Source organism: Pleurocapsa sp. PCC 7319 (genome assembly GCF_000332195.1).
Taxonomy (GTDB): domain Bacteria; phylum Cyanobacteriota; class Cyanobacteriia; order Cyanobacteriales; family Xenococcaceae; genus Waterburya.
Genome location: NZ_KB235922.1, coordinates 3521386 through 3545455, shown reverse-complemented (window position 1 = coordinate 3545455; position 24070 = coordinate 3521386). Strand labels below are relative to the sequence as shown.

Here is a 24070-nt window from a genome sequence, read left to right as displayed (position 1 = left end):
AATCAAACATAATGATTACAGAAAGCAACAAAAAGCTTTCGAAATCAAAAAAATTCATCTTAAATAGGGAGAAAATTATGTCAAATATTAATAAACTTAATCAACAAGGAAATGAAAAAATCATGTTGAAAAATAACAATGAATTTTTTGAAGATCTTTCAGATCGACAATCTGAAATACTAGCTGGAGGAATAACATCTTATACAATCTTAGAACGTACCTTTCGTAATACGAGTTCTTGCGTAGATGAAGCATTTCTGTCAATGCAGCAAGCAAGACTTAATCCCCAAGTTAGTAATAACTCTGGATCTATTGTTTTTGCAAGACCTGACAATAACAATCTAGTTATCGCATTATGTTCTGATTCACTTGATGTTGTCGCAATATATTCAGCAGGGAGTGATAGTCTAAGTACACACCAGACTCGTGCGCAGGACGTTGCCCGATTTTATGCATAAGAACAATACCCTACCATGAGGGGCAAAGTAGCTGGACTTACTGTTGCGCATAGCAATTAGTCTAATTATTTGGCGTCGTTTCAGCCTCTGGTTCTCAAGGAACAATCAATGAATTGAAAGTATTCCTTGTAAGGAATGTAATCCAGAGGTAGTCCTGAATCCGTTTTAGACTCAGGGTTTCGACTCTAGTTTCCCTTGGTAACATGACTACTGGTTTTAGACCTTCATGGTAACTAAAATTATTCACACTACACAGGCTTCCCAGAGATAGGAAGCCTGCAACTTCTCTACATAGGGTCGTGCTTAGTAATTACACAACAAGGTTTGGAAAATGAATTTTTCTATCACTGAAGTAAATACCGATAATTTCACAAATGAAGTAATTGACAAGTCTACTGATAAACCTGTCTTAGTTTTTTTTCATGCGACTTGGTGTCATTTCTGTCAGGACTTATCTCCCAGATTAGAAAAACTTTCTTCTGATTATGACTTGATTTTAGCCAAAGTTGACGTAGATCAAAACCCAGAATTAGTTCAAAAATATGGAGTTCAGACTTTTCCTGATGTTCAGCTCATCAACAATGGCGAGGTAACTGATGGTTTTTTAGGCGCATTGTCAGACCCCCTGATAATGGACTTTTTCTTCCGAAATCAACTTCAGCCGCATGATCTCTTATTGGGTGGAGATGGTCATGAGATAATGTTTGGCGGTCCTGGAAACGACAAACTGGATGGTGGCCCTGGTAATGACAAATTATTTGGTCGCAAGGGAAATGACCAACTCTACGGAAATTCTGGTAAAGATAGTCTTCTCGGAGGGTCTGGCGATGACTATCTGTGGGGAGGAAATGGAAATGATCTCCTCGCAGGAGGGTCTGGCGATGACTATCTGTGGGGAGGAAATGGAAATGATCTTCTCGCAGGGGGGGGCGGCGACGACAACCTGTGGGGAGGAAATGGAAATGATTTCCTCAGAGGGGGGGCTGGTAACGACAACCTGTGGGGAGGAAATGGAAATGATTTCCTCAGAGGGGGACCTGGTAATGAACTAATGGCTGGTGATTCTGGCAATGATACTCTTATTGGGGGAACAGGCAGTGATATTTTAGTTGGTGTTGACACCTCCAAAAATGCTGGGAAAGGTGAGATTGATATCCTTACCGGTAGTGCTGGCAGAAATACATTCGTCTTGGGGACTAGCAATCAGGTCTTTTATGATGATGGCGAACTTTCCAGTATAGGCACTAAGGACTACGCTAAAATTACTGACTTTAAGATCGATAAGGATATTATCTTGCTTGCTCAAGGCTTTAACTATCGTCTGGGTTCATCTCCAATTGCTAATTTAACAGGTACAGGGATTTTTGTTGATAACCAGTCTGGTGTAGATGAACTCATTGGTGTTGTGCGAGATATAGAGCTTCAGTCTCTGGATCTGAATAATTCCAGCCAATTTATCTTTGTTTAAAGAATAGCGTTCTTCTATTGAAAATTTCATTGATGAGTTAAAAATTTTCATCGCTGCTTCAATAGCAATTTTATGGTCAAAGAATCTTAGGAAAATCGTAAAATTCTTTGACCTAAATTGACCTGAATTTATCTAAATTAAGTGAGCTTAATTGAATTTTTTTGAGTCCCGAATTTTACTCAACTATTTAATTTATCTATCAAACACAATGAAAAGAGAAAGCACAAAACAAGCTTTCTTAAACAAGAAATTACATTCTATTAAGGAGAAAAATATGAAAGATAACAAGTTAGAAAAACTTCATAAGTCAGGGGAAAGGGAGCTCTCCTGCTTTTCTTTCCTCTCCTTTACTATCAATATCCAATATCAACATGAAATACTCAATTGTCCTACAACATAGTGAAGAAGACTGTGGTGCTGCTTGTATTGCCACGATCGCCAAACACTATGGACGCACCTTTGCCATTAGCCGTGTTCGTGAAGCAGTAGGCACAGGCGCGCGAGGCACGACCTTGTTAGGTATGAGTCGCGGTGCAGAAGCCTTTGGGTTCAATGCCCGTCAAGTTAAAGCTACTAGTCAAATTATCGATCGCCTGCACGAAGCTCCATTGCCAGCCATCATTCACTGGAAAGGCTACCACTGGGTCGTTTTATACGGCAAAAAAGGAAAAAATCATGTCATTGCTGACCCTGGCGTAGGTATTCGCTACCTGAATCGCAGAGAGTTGGTCGCAGGTTGGGGTAACGGTGTAATGCTGTTACTAACGCCAGATGACAGCCGTTTTTACGAGCAGGAAAATGACAAAGTAGGTGGTTTTGGTCGCTATCTCAAACGAGTTTGGCCTTACCGTCATATTTTGTTTTTAGCTATTGTCATCAATTTTGTCGTGGGGCTACTTTCTTTAGCTTCTCCCTTAATGATGCAACTACTTACTGATGATGTTTTGGTTAGAGGTGATACCCAACTGTTAACTACAGTCGCCATCGGGGTTATCTTTATGAATCTGTTTAGAAGTGTTGTCGGCTTAGTGCAATCCCATTTAGTCGGTCATTTTGGTCAAAAACTACAACTAGGACTAATCTTTGACTATGGACGTAGGCTAATGCACTTGCCCTTAGCTTATTTTGAGGGTCGTCGCAGTGGAGAAGTAGTTAGTAGAATTGCTGATGTCAACGCTATCAATGTTTTAATTTCCCAAATAGTTTTGGGCTTACCCAGTCAATTTTTTATTGCAATTATCTCACTGTGCTTAATGATTGCCTATAGCTGGGAACTTACGGTAGCTTCAATTGTGGCTTTTGTAGTCATTACTCTAATTAATTTTCTGTTTCTGCCAGCTTTAAGGCGAAAAACCCGTAATCTAATTGTTTTAGGTACAGAAAACCAGGGTTTTTTAGTTGAAACTTTTCGTGGGGTGCAGATACTTAAAACAACTCAAGCTACTTCTCAAGCTTGGCAAGAATATCAAGCTAACTATGGTCGTCTGGCTAATCTTGGTTGGAGCAAAATGAAGCTCGGACTCTATAGCGGGACGACTACAGGTATTTTATCTACCTTTATTTCGATTGGCGTAATGTGGTTGGGTAGCTATCTAGTCATTGGAGGCAAATTAAGTATCGGTCAGTTAATGGCCTATAACGGGATGAGCGGCAATTTTCTCGGTTTTTTAGGAGCAGTAATTGGCTTAGTTGATGAGTTTATTACTGCCCAGGTAGTTATCCAACGCCTAACTGAAGTTATCGATGCGACTCCAGAGGATGAAAATGATTTCCAAAAACCTTGGGCAGAAATTCCTGGAGATGCCGATATTATTTGTAAACAGCTTAATTTTCACCATGCTGGCAGAGTCGATCTCTTAGAAGATTTTTCAGTCAAAATTCCTGGTGGTCGAATTATCGCCTTGATTGGCGAATCTGGCTGTGGAAAAAGCACTCTGGCAAAACTAATTGCTGGTTTGTATTCCTCTCAATCGGGCAATATTCGTTACGACTTATACAATCAGCAAGATATATCCCTAGAATGTCTGCGTCAACAAGTGGTATTAGTTCCTCAAGAAGCCCATTTTTGGAGTCGCTCAATTATTGAAAATTTCCGCTTTAGTTATCCTAATGTCAGCTTTGAACAAATCGTCAAAGCTTGCCAAATAGCTGGTGCTGATGAATTTATTAGCGAACTTCCCGATAAATATCAAACAGTTTTGGGAGAATTTGGGGCGAATCTTTCAGGGGGGCAGAAACAAAGATTAGCGATCGCCAGAGCTATAGTTAGCGATCCTCCAGTACTAATTTTAGATGAATCTACAGGCGCACTCGATCCAGTAAGTGAAGCTAGAGTTTTGGAGCAATTACTCGCTCATCGCCAAGGCAAAACCACAATTATGATCTCTCATCGTCCTAAGGTAATTCGCCGTGCTGATTGGATTGTAATGTTAGAGGGGGGAAAATTAAAAATCCAAGGCACAGCTCAAGATTTAGCCGCTCAAGCTGGAGATCACCTAGACTTCCTTGATGATTTTGTTCCTTCTGCCAAAAATTTAGCTTTATTATCTTTAGGCGATCGCATTTCTAGTAATGGTCATTCACCTCATTAAATATTAGTGCCAACTAAATTACCCATTTAAGAGAGATAAAAGGCAAGTTCGAAAAATCAATCATAACTCCGAATTCCGAACTCCGAACTCCGAACTCAAGTTGAAAATTATTATGACTAATTCACAAACAAATTATATTCTTCCTCCCATTAGAGATAATGAATTTTTGCCTTCTATACATAACTGGATTAGATTTGGTGGCATCTTTATCGCTGCGACATTAGGATTAGCTATTCCCCTAGCCTCAAAAGCAAAGTATAAAGAAACAGTCAAAGCTCAAGCCAGCTTGCGTCCTGCGGGAGAATTAGCGCTCGTTCAGGCTGCTACTGAAGGACAAATTCTTAATATTGCTGTCAAAGAGAATCAAGCAGTTAAACAGGGAGATCTGATCGCAACTATCGATGATTCCCGCTTACAAACGCAAAAAAATCAACTAGAAACTAATATCGAGCAGGCAGAACAACAATTAATTCAAATTGAGGCTCAGATAAGTACCCTAGAACGCCAAATAGAATCAGAAACCGATCGCATTAACCGTGCTATTATCTCTGCGGAAGCGGAATTAGAACGTCGCCGTCGAGAATATAGCGACAAACAACTTACTACTGACGCAGAAGTACAAGAAGCTGAGGCTAATGTGAGAGCTGCTCAAAAGGATTTACAACGAGCTAAGGTAGAAATACAATCCTCTCAAGCTAATTTAAAATCTGTTGAAGCTGCTTATTTAGCAGCTCATTCCAAACACAAACGCTATCAACGTGTTGCTGCTCAAGGAGCTTTATCCCTCGATCACTTGGAAGAGGCCAAATTAGCTGTTGATCAGCAACAGCAAGCCGTTGTCTCAGAGCAAGCCGCCGTGGCTATGCAAAGAGAAACAGTTGCTCAACTACAGGAAGCAGTAGTTGCTGCTAGGGCCAGATTAGAACGGGCGAAAACTTATCTCAATCCCAGCCAGGCTGAAATTGCGATCGCCGAAGCTAAGATCGCTCAAGAACGAGCTAGTGGTCGTTCAACTTTGGCTACTTTGGTCAAAGAACAACAAGCTCTGCAACAGCAGCAGTTAGAAATCGACAAACAGCTTAAAGGCGATCGCCACGAACTACGACAGGTGAAAATTAACCTCAATCAAACTAAGATTACCGCTCCAGTAGAGGGAAATATTGCGGGACTTGCTTTACGTAATTCTAGCCAAACAGTTAGACCTGGAGAACAAGTAGCGCAAATCGTGCCGAGCAATGCAGCTTTAGAAGTTAAAACCAAAGTTTCACCTAAGGATATTGGTAAGTTAGAGGTCGGTCAAGATGTGCAAATAAAAGTATCAGCTTGCCCCTATCCCGATTACGGCACTCTTGAAGGTCAAGTAAAAGCCATCTCTTCCGATAGCATTCCCCCTAAGGCTCAAGGCAATTCTACTAACAACCCTCTTCAGCAACAAGGGAATAATCTAGGTGCTTTTTATGAAGTAACTATTGAGCCTGAAAGTTTAACCTTGGGGAAAGGTAACAATTTATGTTCTATTCAATTAGGTATGGAGGGTAAGGCAGATATTATTGCTAGAGAAGAAACCGCCTTACAATTTTTATTAAGGAAATCAAGACTGATGGTGGATTTATAGCCAGCGAAAAATAATTGATTTCTCTACTTCTTCCCGATTTGTTCTTAAGTTGAAATAAAAATATTTTCTTGAGGTAAAACTGATGAATTCCTCAACAATCAACCAGAATCTTGCCGAAACTTCCAATTCAGTAGCTATTTTACCTGGCGCGCCTTGGCTGATTGCCCACAAGTCAATGTTGAAAGTAAATCAACCCTACAAAATTACTTTTAACCATCAAGACTATGTTATCTGGAAAAACAATGATGGGGAGGTATTTGCCCTCAATAATATTTGTCCTCATATGCAAGCACCTTTATCTGATGGTTGGATTTGTACTGAGAGAAATACGATCGCTTGCCCTTTTCACGCTTTAGAATTCAACGGCGAGGGTAAATTATATCAAGAAGACAAACTACAAGGTAAACCGATTACTCAACCTTTAGACTTGATTGTGGAAGATGATTTAATTTGGATTTATGGTAATCATCAACCTCGAATACCTGTGCCTAATTTAATCCCTAGAATTACTGAAGGATATCAGTTTTTAGGCATAGCAGGAGAACAAAGTATTCCAGCTCTCTTCTTAAAGTGTCTCAAAATTAATTATGATTTCAATCATGCGATCGCAACCCACCGCGAACCATTGAAGCTCGATCAGATCCAAGTATATAACTATCAAGAAAATGGTTTTTACCTCACATTAGAACAAGAAGTAATGCGAGTAAATAATAGCTGGCAAGAAATTATAAAAAATCCAGTATTATTCACTGCTCCCAAAACCCTACACAATCATTTTGAATATTCTTTTCCTTCTACAAGTAGTCTCATAACCCAGACTGATTTTGGAGAAGTAGCTCAGTTTTTTATTCTTTATCCTGAAACCGATCAATCCACTAAGACTTTTGTTTTACTTTACATCAAACCTAAAAATAAATTCAGTCATTTTTTGTTTTTACTATTAAAAAGCTATTGGTTAAAGTCTTTTGATTTAATAATCGAACAGGATGCTCATGCCTTAGAAACTCTTTATTCAGAGCAAAAGCCTAAAATTCGTCTACCCAGGGAAGAGATTATGTTTTATGCCGAAAAACTATATCGTAAATGGAATTCAATTAAATAATTATTAGTAAAGACTTTCAATAATAAACATTTAATATATACTACGATGAAACTCCATCATCACCCAAAACGATTCCAGTTGAAATTGGTCAGTATAGGTGACGCGATCGCGCTATTAACTCCTTTAGTCTTGCTGGTTGGATATTGCGATCACCTTAACGCTCAGATTACTCCCGATCGCAGTTTGGGTAATGAAGCCTCAGTGGTGACACCTAATGTAGAAATTAAAGGACTTCCCGCAGATCGCATTGATGGTGGCGCTATCAGAGATAGTAATCTGTTTCACAGTTTTCAAGATTTTAATATCGGAGATTTACAACGAGTATATTTTGCTAATCCAGCAGGAATTAATAATATTTTTAGTCGAGTAACGGGCAGTAATCTTTCAGAGATTTTGGGAACTTTAGGGGTAAATGGTAATGCCAATCTCTTTTTCATTAATCCTAATGGCATTATTTTTGGTGAGAATGCCAGTTTAGATGTTGGGGGTTCTTTTTTGGGTAGTACCGCTAATAGTATTGTTTTCCCTGAAGGGGAGTTTAGTGCTAGCAATGTTCAAGAGCCACCTTTACTAACAATTAATATACCCATTGGTTTAAACCTTCCCGATAACCCTGGAGAGATACAACTTAAAAATTCAAATCTGAGAGTAGATCCCTCTCAGAATATAGTTTTACTAGGTGGCAAGATCGATTCAGATGGAGCAGCTTTAGTTGCTCAAGGAGGAAGAGTTGACTTGGGGGGATTGTCACAAAATGGAGAAATTAAGTTTGATAATGATGGTAGCTTAAGTTTTCCCAATAATATTCCGCGATCTAATATATTTTTAAGAAATCAAACTGTTATTCGTGTCGATGGAGAGCAGGGCGGAAACATTACCCTCACAGGAAAAAATATCAACATAACTGAAAATACCATCTTACAAGGTGGGACATCACCTGAGACTGGTTTAGCTAATTCTCAATCGGGAGATATTATTTTTAACGCCACTAAAGCAGTTGAAATAAACTCAAGCTTGATCTTCAATGCTGTAAATGCTGGTGATGCAGGCAATATAATTATTTTGGCCGACTCTTTGTCATTGGCAAATAGTACTAATATGCTCAACAGTACTTTTGGAGAAGGAAATGCAGGTAGTGTATTTATTGAAGTTGATGACTTTGTTTCCCTCGCCGATCCTGGAACTTTTATTGATACTGGCGTAAGGGCTACTGGTATAGGTCAAGGAGGTAATATCAATATCCGTGCTGCCTCTCTCTCCATTAGCAACAGAGCTCAGTTAGTTAGTGCAATTTTTAACGACAATATAGATATGGTAGCCGGACAAGGAAATGCGGGCGATATCAATATTGATGTATCTGGTGCGGTAACAATAAAAGACGCCCCTAGCGGTCTCTTCAGTTTAGTATCAACAGGGGCGATCGGGAATGGAGGAAATATTAACATTTCTGCTAGTTCTTTATCTATGAGTGATGGTTCTAACATATTTGCCAATAGTAATGGAGGAGGAAATGGGGGTTTGATTCAAATAGATGCTACTGATTTTGTAAGGATTTTGGGTACGAGTAATATTAGAGGAGACTCCAGTGAAATATCAGCACGTACTAACTCTGCCCATAGAGGAGGAGACATCACAATTAATACCAATATCTTTAGTCTATCAAACGGTGGAGTCATAAATACTCAAACTGTGAATGATGGTGATAGTGGCAATATCACCATAAATGTACAACAAGCGGAAGTTCTCAATGGGGGACAAATTCTTTCTAATAGTTCTGGAAGAGGAAATGCGGGAAAGATTGCGCTTGACGCTACTGATTTTGTAATAATAGCTGGGGTTGATACCACCTTGAACGACCGAGTTGCCAAATTTGGCACAAGCCGAGGAATTATCAATACTCTAGAAAATGGAGCTAGCGGTTTTTTTGTTCGCGCTGAAGATTCTGGAAGTAGCGGAGATCTTGAAATTACCTCTCCCGCAATTCAGTTGGAAGATGGTGGCAGAATATTTGCTGATTCAGCATTTGGCAATGGTGGGAATATTACCATAGATACGGAAAAAATAGTGCTTCTAAGACTTGGTAGTGCCATCTCTACTACCGCTGGCACTGCCGAATCGGGCGGTGATGGAGGCGATATCAACATTGATGCCGATCTAGTTGTGGCTTTTCCTCAGGAAAATAGTGATATTACTGCTAATGCTTTTTCAGGGAAAGGGGGTAATATCAACATCGATACTCAAAATATCTTTGGATTTGAGTTGCAAGAAAATTCTAACTTAAGCGACATTACTGCTAGCTCTCAATTTGGTTTAGATGGAACTGTTAATATTAATACTTCAGGGATTGAACCTGCTCAAGAATTGGGAAAATTGCCCATAGAAATTGTTGATGTTAGTGAATTAATTAACCAAAATCTTTGTTCTGCTGAGCAAAAAGGCGCATTTATCCTTACTGGAAAAGGTGGCTTATCTCCTTCTCCAAAAGATACTCTCAATACTGATTCTGGTTGGGAAGATTGGCGCATATTAGAAAATAGTGAATTTAATCATCAACAATCATCTCAAACTCAGTCTACTGAAGACAGTGTAAGGCGATCGCTTTTGGCAGAAAATAACCATGACTCGCATCAAATCGTTGAAGCTCAGAGCTGGTTTATTGCACCCAATGGTAATATTATTCTCTCTGCTCAACCAGTTAAGTCAGTCTCCCGAAGTTCTTCCTTTATGTCACCTGATTGTCGGTCATTAGACCAATTGCAACCATGAAACGTCTTGGTAGATTGATAGCTATTGCCATCTTGAGCTTAATTCTAAGTCTTAGTCTTAATGGATGGTTTTCCGTCAACGCCAGGCAACCAATTAACCAGAACAACTCCGAACTCCAAACTCCGAACTCCAAACTCCGAACTCCGAACTCCAAACTCCGAACTCCGAACTCCAAACTCCGAACTCCGAACTCCGAACTCCAAACTCCGAACTCATTAGTCCAAGCTGGCAAGCAATACTACCATGCAGGAAAATTCGCGGACGCTGCCAAAGCTTTACAACAGGCAACGCAAATATATGTAGCTAATCAAGATGTAATCAAGCAAGCACAAACTCTTAGTTTTCTATCATTAGCTTATCAAGAACTAGGACAGCTACAGCAAGCCGAAAAGGCGATCAACTCCAGTTTGTCTTTACTGGAAAATTTAACCTCAGGGGAGCCGCATAATCAAGTTCATGCCCAAGTTTTAAATCGTCAGGGACGTTTACTGTTGGCAAGGGGAAAAACGGAGCAAGCTTTAGCAACTTTTCAAACAACTGAATTATTGTATAAACAAGCCGAAGATAAGATAGGTATAATTGGTAGCCAGATTAATCAAGCTCAAGCCCTGCAAAATTTAGGATTTTATCGTCGATCGCAAAAACTATTTACAGAGATCGAAAATCAGCTAGAGACAGAAGCAGATTCTCTACTTAAGGTAAAAAGTTGGCATAACTTGGGTAATATCCGACGACAAGGAAGAGATTTAGAAAGTTCTCAGGAAATTTTAGAGCGCAGCTTAACTTTATTAGAAACATTAGTTACTACGCAACCATCGTTATTGAATGAATCTGTCCTAAATAAAAGTCAAATCCTCTTGAGTTTAGCTAATACCGAAAGGGCGTTGGCTCAAAGAGAAGAAGGTCGTAAAAATCAACAATTGGCAAACTCTTTTAATCAAGCAGCTCTAACCCATTATCAACAAGCGGCAGCAAATACTGATTTTCCTCTCATTCAAATTCAATCAAAATTAAATCAGTTGAGTCTTGAATTAGACAATAATCTAAATCAATCCACTCAATCTTTATTATCAGAAATCAATTCTCTTCTCCCTCAATTGCCCGTAAGTCGTCCATCTATTTATGCCAGTATTAACTTAGCTCAGAGTTTGATGAAGCTGGAGCAAAAACAAGAAATTAAAATTGCTAAGATTGCTCCAATATTAATTAATACAGTCGATCAAGCTCAAAAAATACAAGATTCCCAAGCAGAATCCTATGCTCTGGGAACTTTAGGCGAATTTTACGAGCAGAAAGCAGATTGGTTGCAGGCTAAAAAGTTTACCCTCTCCGCTTTATTAATTGCTCAAACTATCAATACACCAGAGCTTGCCTACAGGTGGCAATGGCAAATGGGACGTATTATTCAGAATCGCACACCACAAATACCTAATAATCAAGATACTAATACAGAAGCACTTAACTATTACACCCAAGCCTTTAACACTCTCAATCAGTTACGCAGCGATTTAGTTATCCTCAATCCAGAAGTTCAATTTTCTTTTCGTGAAAGTGTAGAACCAGTTTATCGGCAGTTAGTTGATTTACTTTTACGTTCTCCTCAACCAAGTAAAAGGAATTTAATTCAAGCTCGTAATGTAATTGAAGCACTCCAACTCGCTGAAATAGATAATTTTTTCCGCGATGCTTGTGCTAAACCAAAAAAAGTAGATATTGATAATTTAGATGCTTCCGCAGCAGTTATCTATCCCATCATCTTAGAGAATCGTTTGGAGATTATTCTTAAATTACCAGGAGTAAATAACCTGCGTCATTATGTTTATCGAGATGTTCCTGGAATTCAAGTAGAACAAGCAGTTCAAGCATTACGTCGCTCTTTAACCAGAAGAAGCACCAGTTTGAATCAGGTTAAACAGGAATCGCAACAAATTTATAATTGGTTAGTTAAACCCTTAGAAACCGATTTAGAAAATAAGATCAAAACTTTAGTATTTGTCTTAGATGGTTCATTGAGAAATTTACCCATGGCAGCCCTCTATGATGGAAAACGCTATCTAATAGAAAAGTATGCTGTTGCTGTCACACCAGGTTTACAGTTATTGGAGCCACAATCTTTATTGCCAGAACAGTTAAATGTATTGCTAGCTGGAGCGACTGATGCTCCTAGTTTTCGAGCAGAGGGATTAAGTCCGTTAGATAATGTTGAGGTAGAATTAGCCGAAGTTGCCCAACAAATTACTAACCATCAAAAGTTAACCGAAAGAGAGTTTCTTCAACAAAACCTAAAAAACCTGATTAATTCGGTTCCTTTTAATGTTGTTCATATTGCCACTCATGGCACTTTTAGTTCCAACCCCGAACAAACTTATTTACTTGATTGGCAAAAGCGCATTAGAGTGAAAGACTTCGATAACTTACTACGAGTTAGAGAAGAACAGATTGCAACTCCAATAGAATTACTCATTTTAAGTGCTTGTGAAACTGCTGCTGGCGATAAAAGAGCCGCTTTAGGATTAGCAGGAATCTCTATTAGAGCTGGAACTCGCAGTACTTTAGCTACTCTCTGGCAAATTAATGATGCATCTACTACTGAATTTATGATTCAATTTTATCAGCAACTTAAAAATCCTCTGATAACCAAAGCTGAAGCATTACGTCAAGCTCAACTTGCTTTTCTAACTAAGTATTCAGATACCGATTACGATCGTCCTTATCACTGGGCTTCCTTTATTTTGGTCGGAAATTGGTTGTAATGAGACTTTACGATTGAAGAAAAATTGAGAGGTGAAAGATATAGCTCTCAGCTTAGTCAAACTAAAAGATAGTTACGAATCACCAGCAATTCTTAAACTGATTTGTTTAATCCACGTTTGAAGTATAGCGATCGCAACGACACTGCCTGATATTCTAATACTTCAATGCCAGCAGCTTATAAAGCCTTTTGCTGTACTTAAATTCATGCCGCAAATTAAGAAGAGTAAAGACTCGGATGATTGGTTATTTTGCTCGTTCATAATTTTTCATAGTTATTAAATTTTTAAACCTATAAATATAAAGGAAAAAAAATTATAGGCTTAGTTTTGAGGTCTAAAACTCGAAGGGGTTTCTAGCACACTCACATTAACCAGTGGTGTAGCTTTAAAATCCTTTCGCATCAGGTGGTTTTGAATTTTGCCGGTCAGACGATCGCTGATTTCTTTGTTGGAAGCGATTACATTTTCAGAACGCTGAACGTAAATTAGACACAGCAAAGTATTCTGGTCTTCGACATCGGCTCTGGTAAAGCTGACGCTCGATTTCACTAATTTAGCCATGTCGCTGTTGTTAATCACTTTCTGGACTTCCGCATTAGCTCTTTGTTCTAAACTAGAACGTTGTAAATTGGGGTCGGAAGTGAATTGATAGCTTAATAAACCAATCAATAGAGCAGCAGTAATAGCTATGGTGACTGGGAAGATCCATTTACTACCCCGCTTATAACGCGCTCCCTTTTGAGATAAACCGTAGAGGCGAAAAACTGTGGCAGCAGCTATATTAATCCCTGCCAATTGTAATACCAACAAAAATAAACAGTTCAGCACCATTGACCACAGCCCCAGAGCGAGCGCCATTCCTGCTGTTCCCGCAGGGGGAGCAAGAGCGGCAGCGACCAGCATTCCCACTGCGGTACCAGAAACTAAACTACTTCTATCTGCCTGTAACAAATTTAATGCTCCAGCAGCACCACCGATCAGAGGCAGCAATACCGAAACCGTTGCTACTTTACTACTTTCTACCATCGCATTAGATGCCAGTTCTTGATTAAGAATTAAACTTAATCCTGCTGTTACCAAAATAGTGACGGCGATCGCAGCTAGATAGCGGACGAGACCTTTTCTGAGTAATAAACCATCCCCCCTGGCAGTAGCGATCGCTACATTCATTGCTGGTTCTGCAAAGGGGGCAATTAACATTGCTGCTACTAATAAAAAACTACTGTTGGTAAATAAACCAATCCAAACAATAACTGCACCAGCTACAGCATAGGCAATAAAACCTTTCCAAGCTCCGATACTCTGTAATCCAGCTAAAAAAACCTCTAGAGGACTACGAGATTGCACATCGAGAACTTCATCGGGAATTTCTGCTACCGGTGGTTGCAGAGGCATCACACCACGAGGAACCAAAGTAACGTGCAATTCCTCAAAATCCTCTAACTCCTCTAAGAACTGTTCTATTTGACCATTAGGAAAATAAGCGATTATCAGATCGATCGCACCTCTTTTGGTATTGCCCTCTAATTGACTCAGATTAGCTCCTTGATATTTTTCCGCTAAATTGAGCAGTGCTTTGCCCTGTCCTCGCTGTACCTCAATTAATAGTTGTCGCATTTACAATTGTCCTCAGATTGTATTTTCACTATTAAAATCAATTTCAGTAGTGGTGATTACTTCAGATGAAGTTGATGGAGAGAAATTGTGTTTAGGGGTAGTAAATTTAATCGATTTTGGCTGGGAGCGATGTCTTAGGCTAGTTGAGCGATCGCTTTTTCGATTCCAACTACTCAAAATATCTTTAATTAGAACTTCTTCAATCCAGACCTGAGCCACAACAGTTAGTGGTAGTGCCAGAAATAAACCAATAAAGCCGAAAAAGACGGCAAATGTAGCTTGCGCAAGTAAGGTAATTGCTGGTAGCAGGGATACCTGCTTTTTCATGACCAAAGGTGTCAAAATATTGCCTTCAGTCTGTTGAATTAGAATGTAGAGTATCATCACCGCCAAGGCTTTCCAAGGTGCATCAATCAAGGCCAAGGTTATAGGAGGAATGCAACTTAAAATAGGACCCAAATTGGGTATGAAGGTTAATAAGCCAGCTAAAAGCGCGTTAGCGAGAGGAAGTTTTATTCTCAAAAGCGATAAACCCAGCCAGCTAAGAATAGTAATCACTAGCATATTGAATAAAATTCCCTTAGTCCAACCAACTAAAGCTGTCTCACATTTTTGGAGGATTCGTGCTGCTCGACGACGATAGAAAGAAGGGAAAAATGCGACAAACAATCGTATATATGGACGAGGAGTGGCTAAAAGCATCACTGTAACTACCGTAACCACCAGTATATTCAAGATTGCTTCCAATGAACCTGAAAACACACTATAAAAGTTACCTACAACTTTGGATACTATGTTGGGTAATTCACGAGTAACATTTTCTAGCTTTTGAATTTCTCCGACTAACTGCTCGGGAACTCTTTGCTGGAGCCACGTTAACCAGACTTCTATTCTATCGACAGCGAGGGGTAACAAGTGTGAGGATTGTTGTACCTGGTCGATAAATGGCGGAATAATAAGCAAAATAAAAGCAATAAATATTAGTAGCAGCAAAATTAAGGCTACAATAATTGATACTCCTCGTTTTTTAATTCCCGATTCCATTAACAAGTTAACTAAATAGTTAATTGCCGTAGCCAAAGCGATCGCAGCAAATGACAGCAGCAAAATAAAGTGAATCTGCCACAACACATAAACGGCAATTAATAAGGCAATCGCACCAACAAAATTACTAAAACTCAAGCTCCTTCCTCTATCTTAGTCGAATGAAAAATGTATTAAATTTCAATTAAATGCAGCTTTTAGCACTAAAAGATACTTTTAGTCATAATAAATAACTAACTACTACAAATCTCACAATTTAATTGCTCATTCATCCATCTGTAGATATACAAATAAAAATATTAAGTTAACTACTTACCACACTTTTAAGTCTTAATTTTTTGCTGAAAAATTATAATTAAATTACCAGGAAAACTAGTTTCCTTCTGGGCTAGATTCTACTACTAAAGACTAAAAGGATATCTTAAAAGTCTCAATGGCTACTTGTGAGTTAATTTATCCTAACGGGATTACTGGGTTTCAACTTCATCATCTACGTATTAGATCTAACTTTTAAGTAACAAAATTTACTTTTCAGACATCCTCTAAAGTATTTTGATAATTATCAATATTATCTGTTTTGATGCAACTTACTATTCTAATCAAGTTGCTGTAGATTGGTGGAATAATCTTTGGCAATTAGGTAAATCGGGAAACTCTTTTTTTGATATTTATACACTAGCTGCTTTTACAGGGTAAGAGCATCTCAAACCCTATTGACAAAAGCATTTTAGAACAGTCATTATTCATAGCTGCGCGTTTCATTTTTTGGCGCAGACTACGCTTCAGAGTGGTCTCTAGATTCATGGCATTTAGTGCCATGCGCCTTAAATACTAGGTAAAAAATTTTTTTGGTCTCAAATGCAAAAGAGGATACCTTAATTCAGGGACAAGTGTATCCTCTTAATCCTTAAAGAATAGAGAATCTCAAGTTATTCCATTGATAAAGACTCCAAGACTATTTCTTGAAACTGTTCTTGAATCTCTTTTAATTGTTCTTCTGTTTCGACATTCTCCAACTTGCTTTTTAAAGCTTCGCCCTGTTCTGCCAAAACCTCATATCCAGCAAGACTTTCTTTCAAGATAAATGCATTGATATTTAACTGGATAAGAATAACGATTGTTCCAAAAATTATAATCATCGTTTTTCTGTATGGAGGCTGAAATATTCCTGCACCTAAGATTGTCATCAAAAGAGCCATCAAAATTGTAGCGATCGCAGAGATACTGTGAGAGAATTCACTACTTGTTTTTTGAGATTCCCATTCTTCATATTTCTCGTCGATTTCTTCTTCTAAAGATTTCTTAGCTTCTTCAAAGGGAACCTCTTCTCCAGCAGCTTCTTCGCCAGCAGCTTCCTCTTCTCCAGCAGCTTCTTCAGGAGCGGCTTCCTCTTCACCAGCAGCCTCTTCACCAGCAGCTTCTTCGGGGGCAGCTTCTTCGGGAGCGGCTTCTTCGGGGGCAGCTTCTTCGGGAGCGGCTTCCTCTTCTCCAGCAGCTTCTTCTCCAGTAGCTTCTTCGGGGGCAGCTTCTTCGGGAGCGGCTTCTTCGGGGGCAGCTTCCTCTTCTCCAGTAGCTTCTTCGGGGCAGCTTCCTCTTCTCCAGCAGCTTCTTCGGGGGCAGCTCCCTCTTCTCCAGTAGCTTCTTCAGGGGCAGCTCCCTCTTCTCCAGTAGCTTCTTCGGGGGCAGCTTCCTCTTCTCCAGTAGCTTCTTCGGGAGCAGCTCCCTCTTCTCCAGTAGCTTCTTCGGGAGCGGCTCCCTCTTCTCCAGTAGCTTCTTCGGGGGCAGCTTCCTCCTGAGCTAAAATCAACTCTTCACTTGTTCCCTTTGTTGAGGCGCCATTAGCAATAGAGTTGTCCATAGACAACAATGCGGGGGTTAGTACCGTCATAACCACTGTTAACATAAATGCTGTTATGGCAAGATGGCTAAATCTATTTACTCTGCTGAATTTCAAGTATGGTAATAGTCTAAAGCTATTAATTTTTTTTGGTTTAAGTCGTTTTCTCTTTGGAAGGGAAAAATCTTTCAAATTGTTCTGATTCATAATTACTTCTCACACTTTAAATATTAAATTTTGAGATTTTCAATGTTTACAAGCTGGTCTCTTATTCCTATGTCTTAAAACCATTGAGATATAGTGAGACAAGATTCTCTCCGTCACTCTTCAGGCTATGCCTGAGATATTTTCAGTTAAACCGACCTAAAAATAAATTGTCGGTAACTTACTAATAAACACTAAAATCTGCTAAGTTTTCAAGCAGAAGCCAGTGGAACTGAAAGTAAAGCATGACTTTAAACAAAGCTAAATCGCCTCAACACCCTCTTGCTCGATTACTGCAGTATGGGGATAAATATCGAATTACTATTTGGCAAGCTGTAACTTGTTCTATCCTCAATAAGCTCTTTGACCTGGCACCTCCAGCAATTATTGGTGCTGCGGTGGATGTGGTTGTACAACAAGAAGATTCAATTGTGGCTCGCTTTGGCATCACTGATATTTTTGGACAGCTTCTAGTTTTGTCTTTGTTATCAGCAATTGTTTGGGGTTTGGAATCGCTATTTGAGTATGCTTATCAAAGACTATGGCGCAATCTGGCACAAACTCTGCAACATGATTTACGTTTAGAAGCCTATCGCCATGTTCAAGATTTGGAGTTGGCTTATTTTGAGGAACGCAGTACAGGAGCATTACTAGCAATTCTCAATGATGATATCAACCAATTAGAAAGATTTTTGGATGTTGGTGCTAATGAGATTTTACAGGTAGTTACTACCGCAATTATTATCGGTGGTTCATTTTTTATCCTAACTCCTGATATTGCTTGGATGGCAATTTTGCCCATTCCCATTATTATTTGGGGTTCAGTAATGTTTCAAAAATGGCTTGCACCCAGATATGCTGAAGTACGAGAAAAAGTCAGTTTACTTAATTCGCGATTAGCTAATAATTTGAGTGGAATTACGACAATTAAAAGCTTTACCACCGAAACTTACGAACTAGAACGCTTAAGACAAGATAGTAACGCTTATCGCGAGAGTAACCAAAAAGCGATCGCCTTTTCCGCAGCTTTTATTCCTCTAATTCGTTTGGTTATTTTAGCTGGCTTTACTGCTATTTTGCTTTACGGCGGTGTGCAAGCGGCATCAGGAACAATAGCAGTTGGAACATACAGTGTATTGGTCTTTTTAACACAGAGATTATTATGGCCGTTAACTCGTTTAGGACAAACTTTTGATCTTTATCAGCGAGCCATGGCTTCCATATCCCGTGTGATCGATTTGTTAGATACCCCGATTGACATTCATTCTGGAGATATCTCTTTACCATTGTCAGAAATAAGAGGAGAAGTCAATTTAAATGATATTACCTTCGCCTACGATCAAAGACAACCTGTAATTAAAAATCTCTCTTTACATATTCCCGCCGGTCAAACCATTGCCATTGTTGGTGCAACTGGTTCGGGTAAAAGTACCCTGGTTAAATTGCTGTTACGACTTTACGAGGTGCGCTCAGGCCAAATTACTTTAGATGGTCAAGATATCAAAGATATTGTTTTATGGGATTTACGTCGGGGAATTGGCTTAGTTAGTCAAGATGTATTTCTGTTCCACGGTACAGTTAGAGAAAATATTAGCTATGGTTCTCCTGATGCTAGCTTAAGCCAAATCATCGCGGCGGCTAAAATTGCTGAGGCGGATGAATTTATCCAGCAATTACCATCTGGCTATGACACTATTGTTGGTGAAAGAGGACAAAAACTTTCTGGAGGGCAAAAACAGAGAATCGCGATCGCCAGAGCAATCTTAAAAGATCCGCCAATTTTAATCTTAGACGAAGCAACATCAGCCGTAGATAACGAAACCGAAGCAGCTATTGCCCGTTCCCTAGAAAAAATCACCCAAAATAGAACTACCATTGCGATCGCTCATCGTCTCTCAACCATTAGACATTCTGACTGCATTTATGTAATGGAATATGGTCAACTGATTGAATGGGGAACTCACGAAGAACTATTAGCCGAAGATGGTGTATATGCTAATCTCTGGAGAGTACAAACTGGCTCTCGACCAGGAAAAAAATTGACCTTAAAAGCTGACTAATGTGAGTTTGGAATTAAATGTGAGTTCGGAATTAGTAGTTAGTAGTTCGGAGTTTTATTTGTTTGGAGGTAGGCTTTAATCTTTTTCCAATTACTTTTCTTTAAGAAAGAGGTTTTTGACTAAACTCCGAATTCCGTAACTTACTTCTTGCGTAGCGAGTACTCTAAATCCTTAGAATTGGTGATTTTGGATGTCTCCTTCACAATTCCGAACTCCGAACTCCGAACTAAAGCAAAGCGACTTTGAGAGCTTTAAAAAAAAATCATCTTATATGTCTCCAGAATAGATACAATAAACCTCGTGCCATTAGTCTAGGGTTGCTATGTCTGAGATTGGGTCTACCCCTTTTAGTGCTGAGGAAATCGCTGCCGAAGGTATTAAACCAGAGGAATATCAGGAAATTGTTAATCGGTTAGGTCGTCATCCCAATAAGGCGGAATTGGGAATGTTTGGCGTAATGTGGTCGGAACACTGTTGTTATAAAAATTCTCGACCATTGTTAAGCCAGTTTCCAACTACGGGCGATCGCGTTTTAGTAGGTCCAGGAGAAAATGCTGGGGTAGTAGATTTAGGTAACGGTTTACGATTAGCTTTTAAAATTGAATCTCATAATCATCCTTCAGCAGTTGAACCTTTTCAGGGGGCTGCTACAGGAGTGGGTGGTATCCTTAGAGATATTTTTACAATGGGCGCACGTCCGATCGCGATTTTGAATTCTCTGCGTTTTGGTAACTTAGAAAATGCGCGAACCAGACGTATTTTTCAAGGTGTAGTCGAGGGGATATCACACTATGGTAATTGCATTGGGGTGCCAACAGTAGCAGGAGAAATTTATTTTGATCGGGCATATGCAGGTAATCCCTTAGTTAATGCCATGGCATTGGGGCTCATGGAAACCGATGAGATAGTTAAGTCTGGTGCGTCAGGCATTGGCAATCCAGTACTCTATGTCGGTTCAACCACAGGTAGAGATGGCATGGGAGGAGCGAGTTTTGCCAGTTCAGAATTAACTGATGATTCTATGGACGATCGCCCTGCGGTACAGGTGGGAGATCCGTTTTTAGAAAAGTCTTTGGTCGAAGCTTGCTTAGAAGCTTTTAAAACTGGTGCGGTAGTTGCTGCTCAAGATATGGGTGCGGCGGGGTTAACTTGCTCTACTTCGGAGATGGCAGATAAGGGGGGTGTTGGTATTGAACTAGATTTGGATCTGATTCCAGCTAGAGAGACGGGAATGACCCCTTATGAGTATTTACTCTCGGAATCTCAAGAAAGAATGCTTTTTGTTGCCTCCAAAGGTAGAGAACAGGAATTAATTGATATCTTCCACCGTTGGGGACTTCATGCTGTGGTTGCAGGAGCAGTAATTGAAGAACCAGTTGTGCGAATTTTATATCAAGGAGCAATAGCAGCCGAGGTAACAGCCACTGCTCTAGCTGATGACACGCCCATATACAAGCGAGAATTATTAAAAGAGCCTCCTGCTTATGCTCAAAAAGCAGCCACATGGGAAGCTGATGACGAACTACCAGGATGCGATTATCAGGGCATAGACGTCCAAGGAACTTACAAAACTTGGAATGAAATTTTATTGCAACTATTAGATACTCCTACGATTGCCTCTAAACAATGGGTATATCGCCAATACGATCATCAGGTGCAAAATAATACGATTCTTTTACCTGGTGGTGCCGATGCTGCTGTAGTTAGGGTTCGTCCTCTCGATGCCAAACCAGAAAACTGTAATATTGGGGTGGCAGCAACTACCGATTGTAATCCCCGCTATGTTTATCTCGATCCCTACGAAGGGGCAAAAGCTGCTGTTGCCGAAGCTGCTAGGAATTTGAGCTGTGTGGGAGCTGAACCTTTAGCGGTCACTGATAATCTCAACTTTGGTAGTCCTGAAAAACCTGTGGGCTATTGGCAACTGGCTAACGCCTGTCGTGGTATTGCTGATGCTTGTCGAGAAATGTCTACTCCTGTGACGGGGGGAAATGTCTCTCTTTATAATGAAACTCTTGATTCCGATGGTAATCCTCAACCAATCTATCCCACTCCTGTCATAGGAATGGTAGGCTTAGTTCCTGACATTGCCAAAATTTGTGGTCAGTCTTGGCAACAAGCGGGGGATATTATTTACTTACTGGGAACAGATTCTCAACTTATCACTCACCACTCACCACAAAGATCTTCTCTGGGTGCATCTGAATACTTGGCAGCCATTTACAATACTGTAGCTGGCAAACCCCCAGTAGTTGATTTTGATTTAGAAAAAAATGTCCAAGCAGCCTGTCGTCATGGCATACGTCAAGGATGGATTCAATCTGCTCACGATCTGGCAGAGGGAGGATTGGCGATCGCCTTAGCCGAAGCTTGTATCGGTAATAACTTTGGTGCAGACATTAATCTGCCTGTATCAGAGTCACAACGCTTAGATGAGTTGCTATTTGGGGAGGTAGCCAGTCAAATCGTAGTGTCGGTTAATTCGGAAATGACAGCAGCGTGGGAAGCTTATCTCCAAAGCAATCTAACTGATTGCTGGATGAGAATAGGTACTGTAGGTGAAGCTGAATCAAATTTGAACATTTTAACAAATGATAATCTTTCTTTAATTAATGTTAAGATTAGGATGTTGTCTGATACCTGGAGCCAGGCAATAGAAAGTAAATTAGTTCCCTAAATACTAAAGATAATACTTTTGAGTAAAATTTTTCCCCAGCAAACTTGTTTATGCCCGCCCAAGGTTCGCGGTCAAAACTTAGTCAGATCTCATTCTGTTTGTCAGCAAGCATTAAAGATAAATTCTTCGTAAAATGGGTGAGTTGGGTTAAAGTTTCAAGCATTTACACATATATAAAATATTTATTTACCGCAAGGTAGGAGCAAGCTATAGCATGATTCCACAACAGTCTTTTGATTGGACAAATAATTCTCTAATGAGTGATCAGCGTGGGGATAAGCCGGAAGAAGCCTGTGGTGTTTTTGGAGTATATGCCCCAGAACAAGCCTTTGAAGTAGCTAAGCTTACTTACTTTGGTCTTTATGCCTTGCAACATCGAGGTCAAGAATCTGCGGGAATTGCTACTTTAAAACAAGGTCAGGTTTATTGTCATAAAGATATGGGGTTAGTGTCCCAAGTCTTTAGTGAAGAAATTCTCGAGCAGTTACCAGGAGAAATAGCCATTGGTCATACTCGCTATTCAACCACCGGTTCTAGTCTCAAGGAAAATGCCCAACCAGTTATTTTAGATACTAGGTTAGGTAAATTAGCTTTAGCTCATAACGGCAACCTGGTTAACGCAGTAGAACTACGGCAACATTTAGCTAACAAAGAAGCTGACTTCGCCACCACTACTGATTCGGAAATGATTGCCTTGACCATAGCTGATGAGGTTAATCATGGCAAAGATTGGATTCAGGGAGCAATTAGTGCTTTTAAATTGTGTTCTGGAGCATACAGTTTGACCATTGCTACTCCTGCTGGCTTGATGGGTGTCCGCGATCGCAATGGTATTCGACCCTTAGTAATCGGTATTATACCTGGAGAATCAGGTGAAAGTAATCGCTATGTATTATCATCTGAGACTTGCGGTTTAGACATCATTGGGGCGGAATATTTACGAGATGTCAATCCAGGAGAGTTGGTATGGATTACTGAATCGGGATTGGTTTCAGTGAACTGGGCAGAAAAAGCGGAGAAAAAGCTCTGTATTTTTGAGATGATCTATTTTGCTCGTCCTGATAGTGTTATGCATGATGAGACTTTATATAGCTATCGCATCCGTCTGGGTAGACAACTGGCTCGTGAATCTTTTGTAGATGCTGACTTGGTAATTGGTGTACCTGATTCTGGTATTCCGGCGGCGATCGGTTTTTCCCGTGAATCTGATCTTTCTTACGGAGAAGGATTGATCAAAAATCGCTATGTGGGACGTACCTTTATCCAACCTACTCAAAGTATGCGCGAGGCAGGTATTCGGATGAAGTTGAATACTCTCAAGGATGCTTTGCAGGGTAAGAGAATTATTATTGTTGATGACTCTATTGTGCGGGGAACAACCAGCAAAAAGATTGTTAAAACTCTTCGAGATGCCGGAGCAACAGAAGTACACATGAGAATTTCTTCTCCTCCCGTGACTCATCCATGTTTCTATGGCATCGATACTGATAATCAAGATCAACTAATTGCTGCGACTAAGTCTATTCCAGAAATTGAAAAACGTATTGGTGTAGATACACTAGCTTACTTAACTTGGTCAGGAATGCTCAAAGCGACCCAAGAAGACACTAATCATTTTTGTTCCGCTTGCTTTACGGGAAATTATCCCGTATCAATCCCTGAAGATATTAAACGTTCTAAATTAATGCTGGAGGAGACTACCGCCGTTTAGCGCGATTATTTGTGCCACATTTGTGGATATTCTGAAATTCTTATCTCTGAGAATAAATACTGATTAAAACTTTTACATTGAAGAGATACTAGAAATTTATGTAAAGAAGTTTGACAATATTCTGCTTTTGACTCAATATCACTTTCTAGATTTCTCTGGTGCGTTAA

Annotated in this window: 14 protein-coding genes; 10 read left to right on the top strand and 4 right to left on the bottom strand. The window is 39.8% G+C overall.

Annotated elements, in window-relative coordinates; all coding sequences use genetic code 11:
* Nucleotides 1-11 precede the first annotated feature (11 nt).
* The 7 genes from PLEUR7319_RS0120035 to PLEUR7319_RS0120005 all read left to right on the top strand — a co-directional run bounded on the left by PLEUR7319_RS0120035 (nt 12) and on the right by PLEUR7319_RS0120005 (nt 12753).
* Complete coding sequence (locus PLEUR7319_RS0120035) at nt 12-458, top strand: hypothetical protein (protein WP_019507015.1); 447 nt, start codon at nt 12-14, stop codon at nt 456-458.
* A 331-nt stretch (nt 459-789) separates the two neighbouring features.
* Nucleotides 790-1926, top strand: coding sequence for a thioredoxin domain-containing protein (locus PLEUR7319_RS43300; protein WP_019507014.1), 1137 nt, complete (start codon nt 790-792; stop codon nt 1924-1926).
* 371 nt (nt 1927-2297) lie between these two features.
* Complete coding sequence (locus PLEUR7319_RS0120025) at nt 2298-4517, top strand: peptidase domain-containing ABC transporter (protein ID WP_019507012.1); 2220 nt, start codon at nt 2298-2300, stop codon at nt 4515-4517.
* Nucleotides 4518-4629: 112 nt separating this feature from the next.
* Complete coding sequence (locus PLEUR7319_RS0120020) at nt 4630-6132, top strand: HlyD family efflux transporter periplasmic adaptor subunit (protein ID WP_019507011.1); 1503 nt, start codon at nt 4630-4632, stop codon at nt 6130-6132.
* A gap of 82 nt (nt 6133-6214) precedes the next feature.
* Nucleotides 6215-7234 carry a Rieske 2Fe-2S domain-containing protein gene (locus tag PLEUR7319_RS0120015; protein ID WP_019507010.1) on the top strand — a complete coding sequence of 340 codons (1020 nt, stop codon included), beginning with the start codon at nt 6215-6217 and terminating at the stop codon, nt 7232-7234.
* Between the two features lie 84 nt (nt 7235-7318).
* The gene (locus tag PLEUR7319_RS0120010) at nt 7319-10000 is read left to right on the top strand and encodes a filamentous hemagglutinin N-terminal domain-containing protein (protein WP_158441861.1); all 2682 of its coding nucleotides are present in this window, start codon (nt 7319-7321) and stop codon (nt 9998-10000) included.
* Nucleotides 9997-12753 carry a CHAT domain-containing protein gene (locus PLEUR7319_RS0120005; RefSeq protein ID WP_019507008.1) on the top strand — a complete coding sequence of 919 codons (2757 nt, stop codon included), beginning with the start codon at nt 9997-9999 and terminating at the stop codon, nt 12751-12753. Before PLEUR7319_RS0120010 ends, PLEUR7319_RS0120005 begins: the two co-directional genes overlap by 4 nt.
* A 321-nt stretch (nt 12754-13074) precedes the next feature.
* Here PLEUR7319_RS0120005 and PLEUR7319_RS0120000 read toward each other — a convergent pair whose 3' ends face one another.
* The 4 genes from PLEUR7319_RS0120000 to PLEUR7319_RS41385 form a co-directional block, all read right to left on the bottom strand.
* On the bottom strand, nt 13075-14370 hold the full coding sequence (locus tag PLEUR7319_RS0120000) for a DUF389 domain-containing protein (RefSeq protein ID WP_019507007.1): 1296 nt from the start codon (nt 14368-14370) through the stop codon (nt 13075-13077).
* Between the two features lie 12 nt (nt 14371-14382).
* Nucleotides 14383-15552 carry an AI-2E family transporter gene (locus tag PLEUR7319_RS0119995; protein WP_019507006.1) on the bottom strand — a complete coding sequence of 390 codons (1170 nt, stop codon included), beginning with the start codon at nt 15550-15552 and terminating at the stop codon, nt 14383-14385.
* A 791-nt stretch (nt 15553-16343) separates the two neighbouring features.
* Nucleotides 16344-16613, bottom strand: a complete 270-nt coding sequence (locus tag PLEUR7319_RS36150; protein WP_019507004.1) for a hypothetical protein — start codon at nt 16611-16613, stop codon at nt 16344-16346.
* A 92-nt stretch (nt 16614-16705) separates the two neighbouring features.
* Nucleotides 16706-17458, bottom strand: coding sequence for a hypothetical protein (locus PLEUR7319_RS41385; RefSeq protein ID WP_019507003.1), 753 nt, complete (start codon nt 17456-17458; stop codon nt 16706-16708).
* Between the two features lie 242 nt (nt 17459-17700).
* On the opposite strand from PLEUR7319_RS41385, the gene PLEUR7319_RS0119975 reads away from it, so the two are divergent.
* The 3 genes from PLEUR7319_RS0119975 to purF all read left to right on the top strand — a co-directional run bounded on the left by PLEUR7319_RS0119975 (nt 17701) and on the right by purF (nt 23903).
* Nucleotides 17701-19515 (top strand): ABC transporter ATP-binding protein, encoded by a 1815-nt coding sequence (locus PLEUR7319_RS0119975; protein WP_019507002.1) that lies wholly within the window; start codon nt 17701-17703, stop codon nt 19513-19515.
* A 322-nt stretch (nt 19516-19837) separates the two neighbouring features.
* Nucleotides 19838-22192: a phosphoribosylformylglycinamidine synthase subunit PurL gene (gene purL, locus PLEUR7319_RS0119970; protein ID WP_019507001.1), complete on the top strand. Its 2355-nt coding sequence runs from the start codon at nt 19838-19840 to the stop codon at nt 22190-22192.
* Between the two features lie 214 nt (nt 22193-22406).
* Nucleotides 22407-23903, top strand: coding sequence for an amidophosphoribosyltransferase (gene purF / locus PLEUR7319_RS0119965; protein WP_019507000.1), 1497 nt, complete (start codon nt 22407-22409; stop codon nt 23901-23903).
* The last annotated feature ends 167 nt before the right edge of the window (nt 23904-24070 follow it).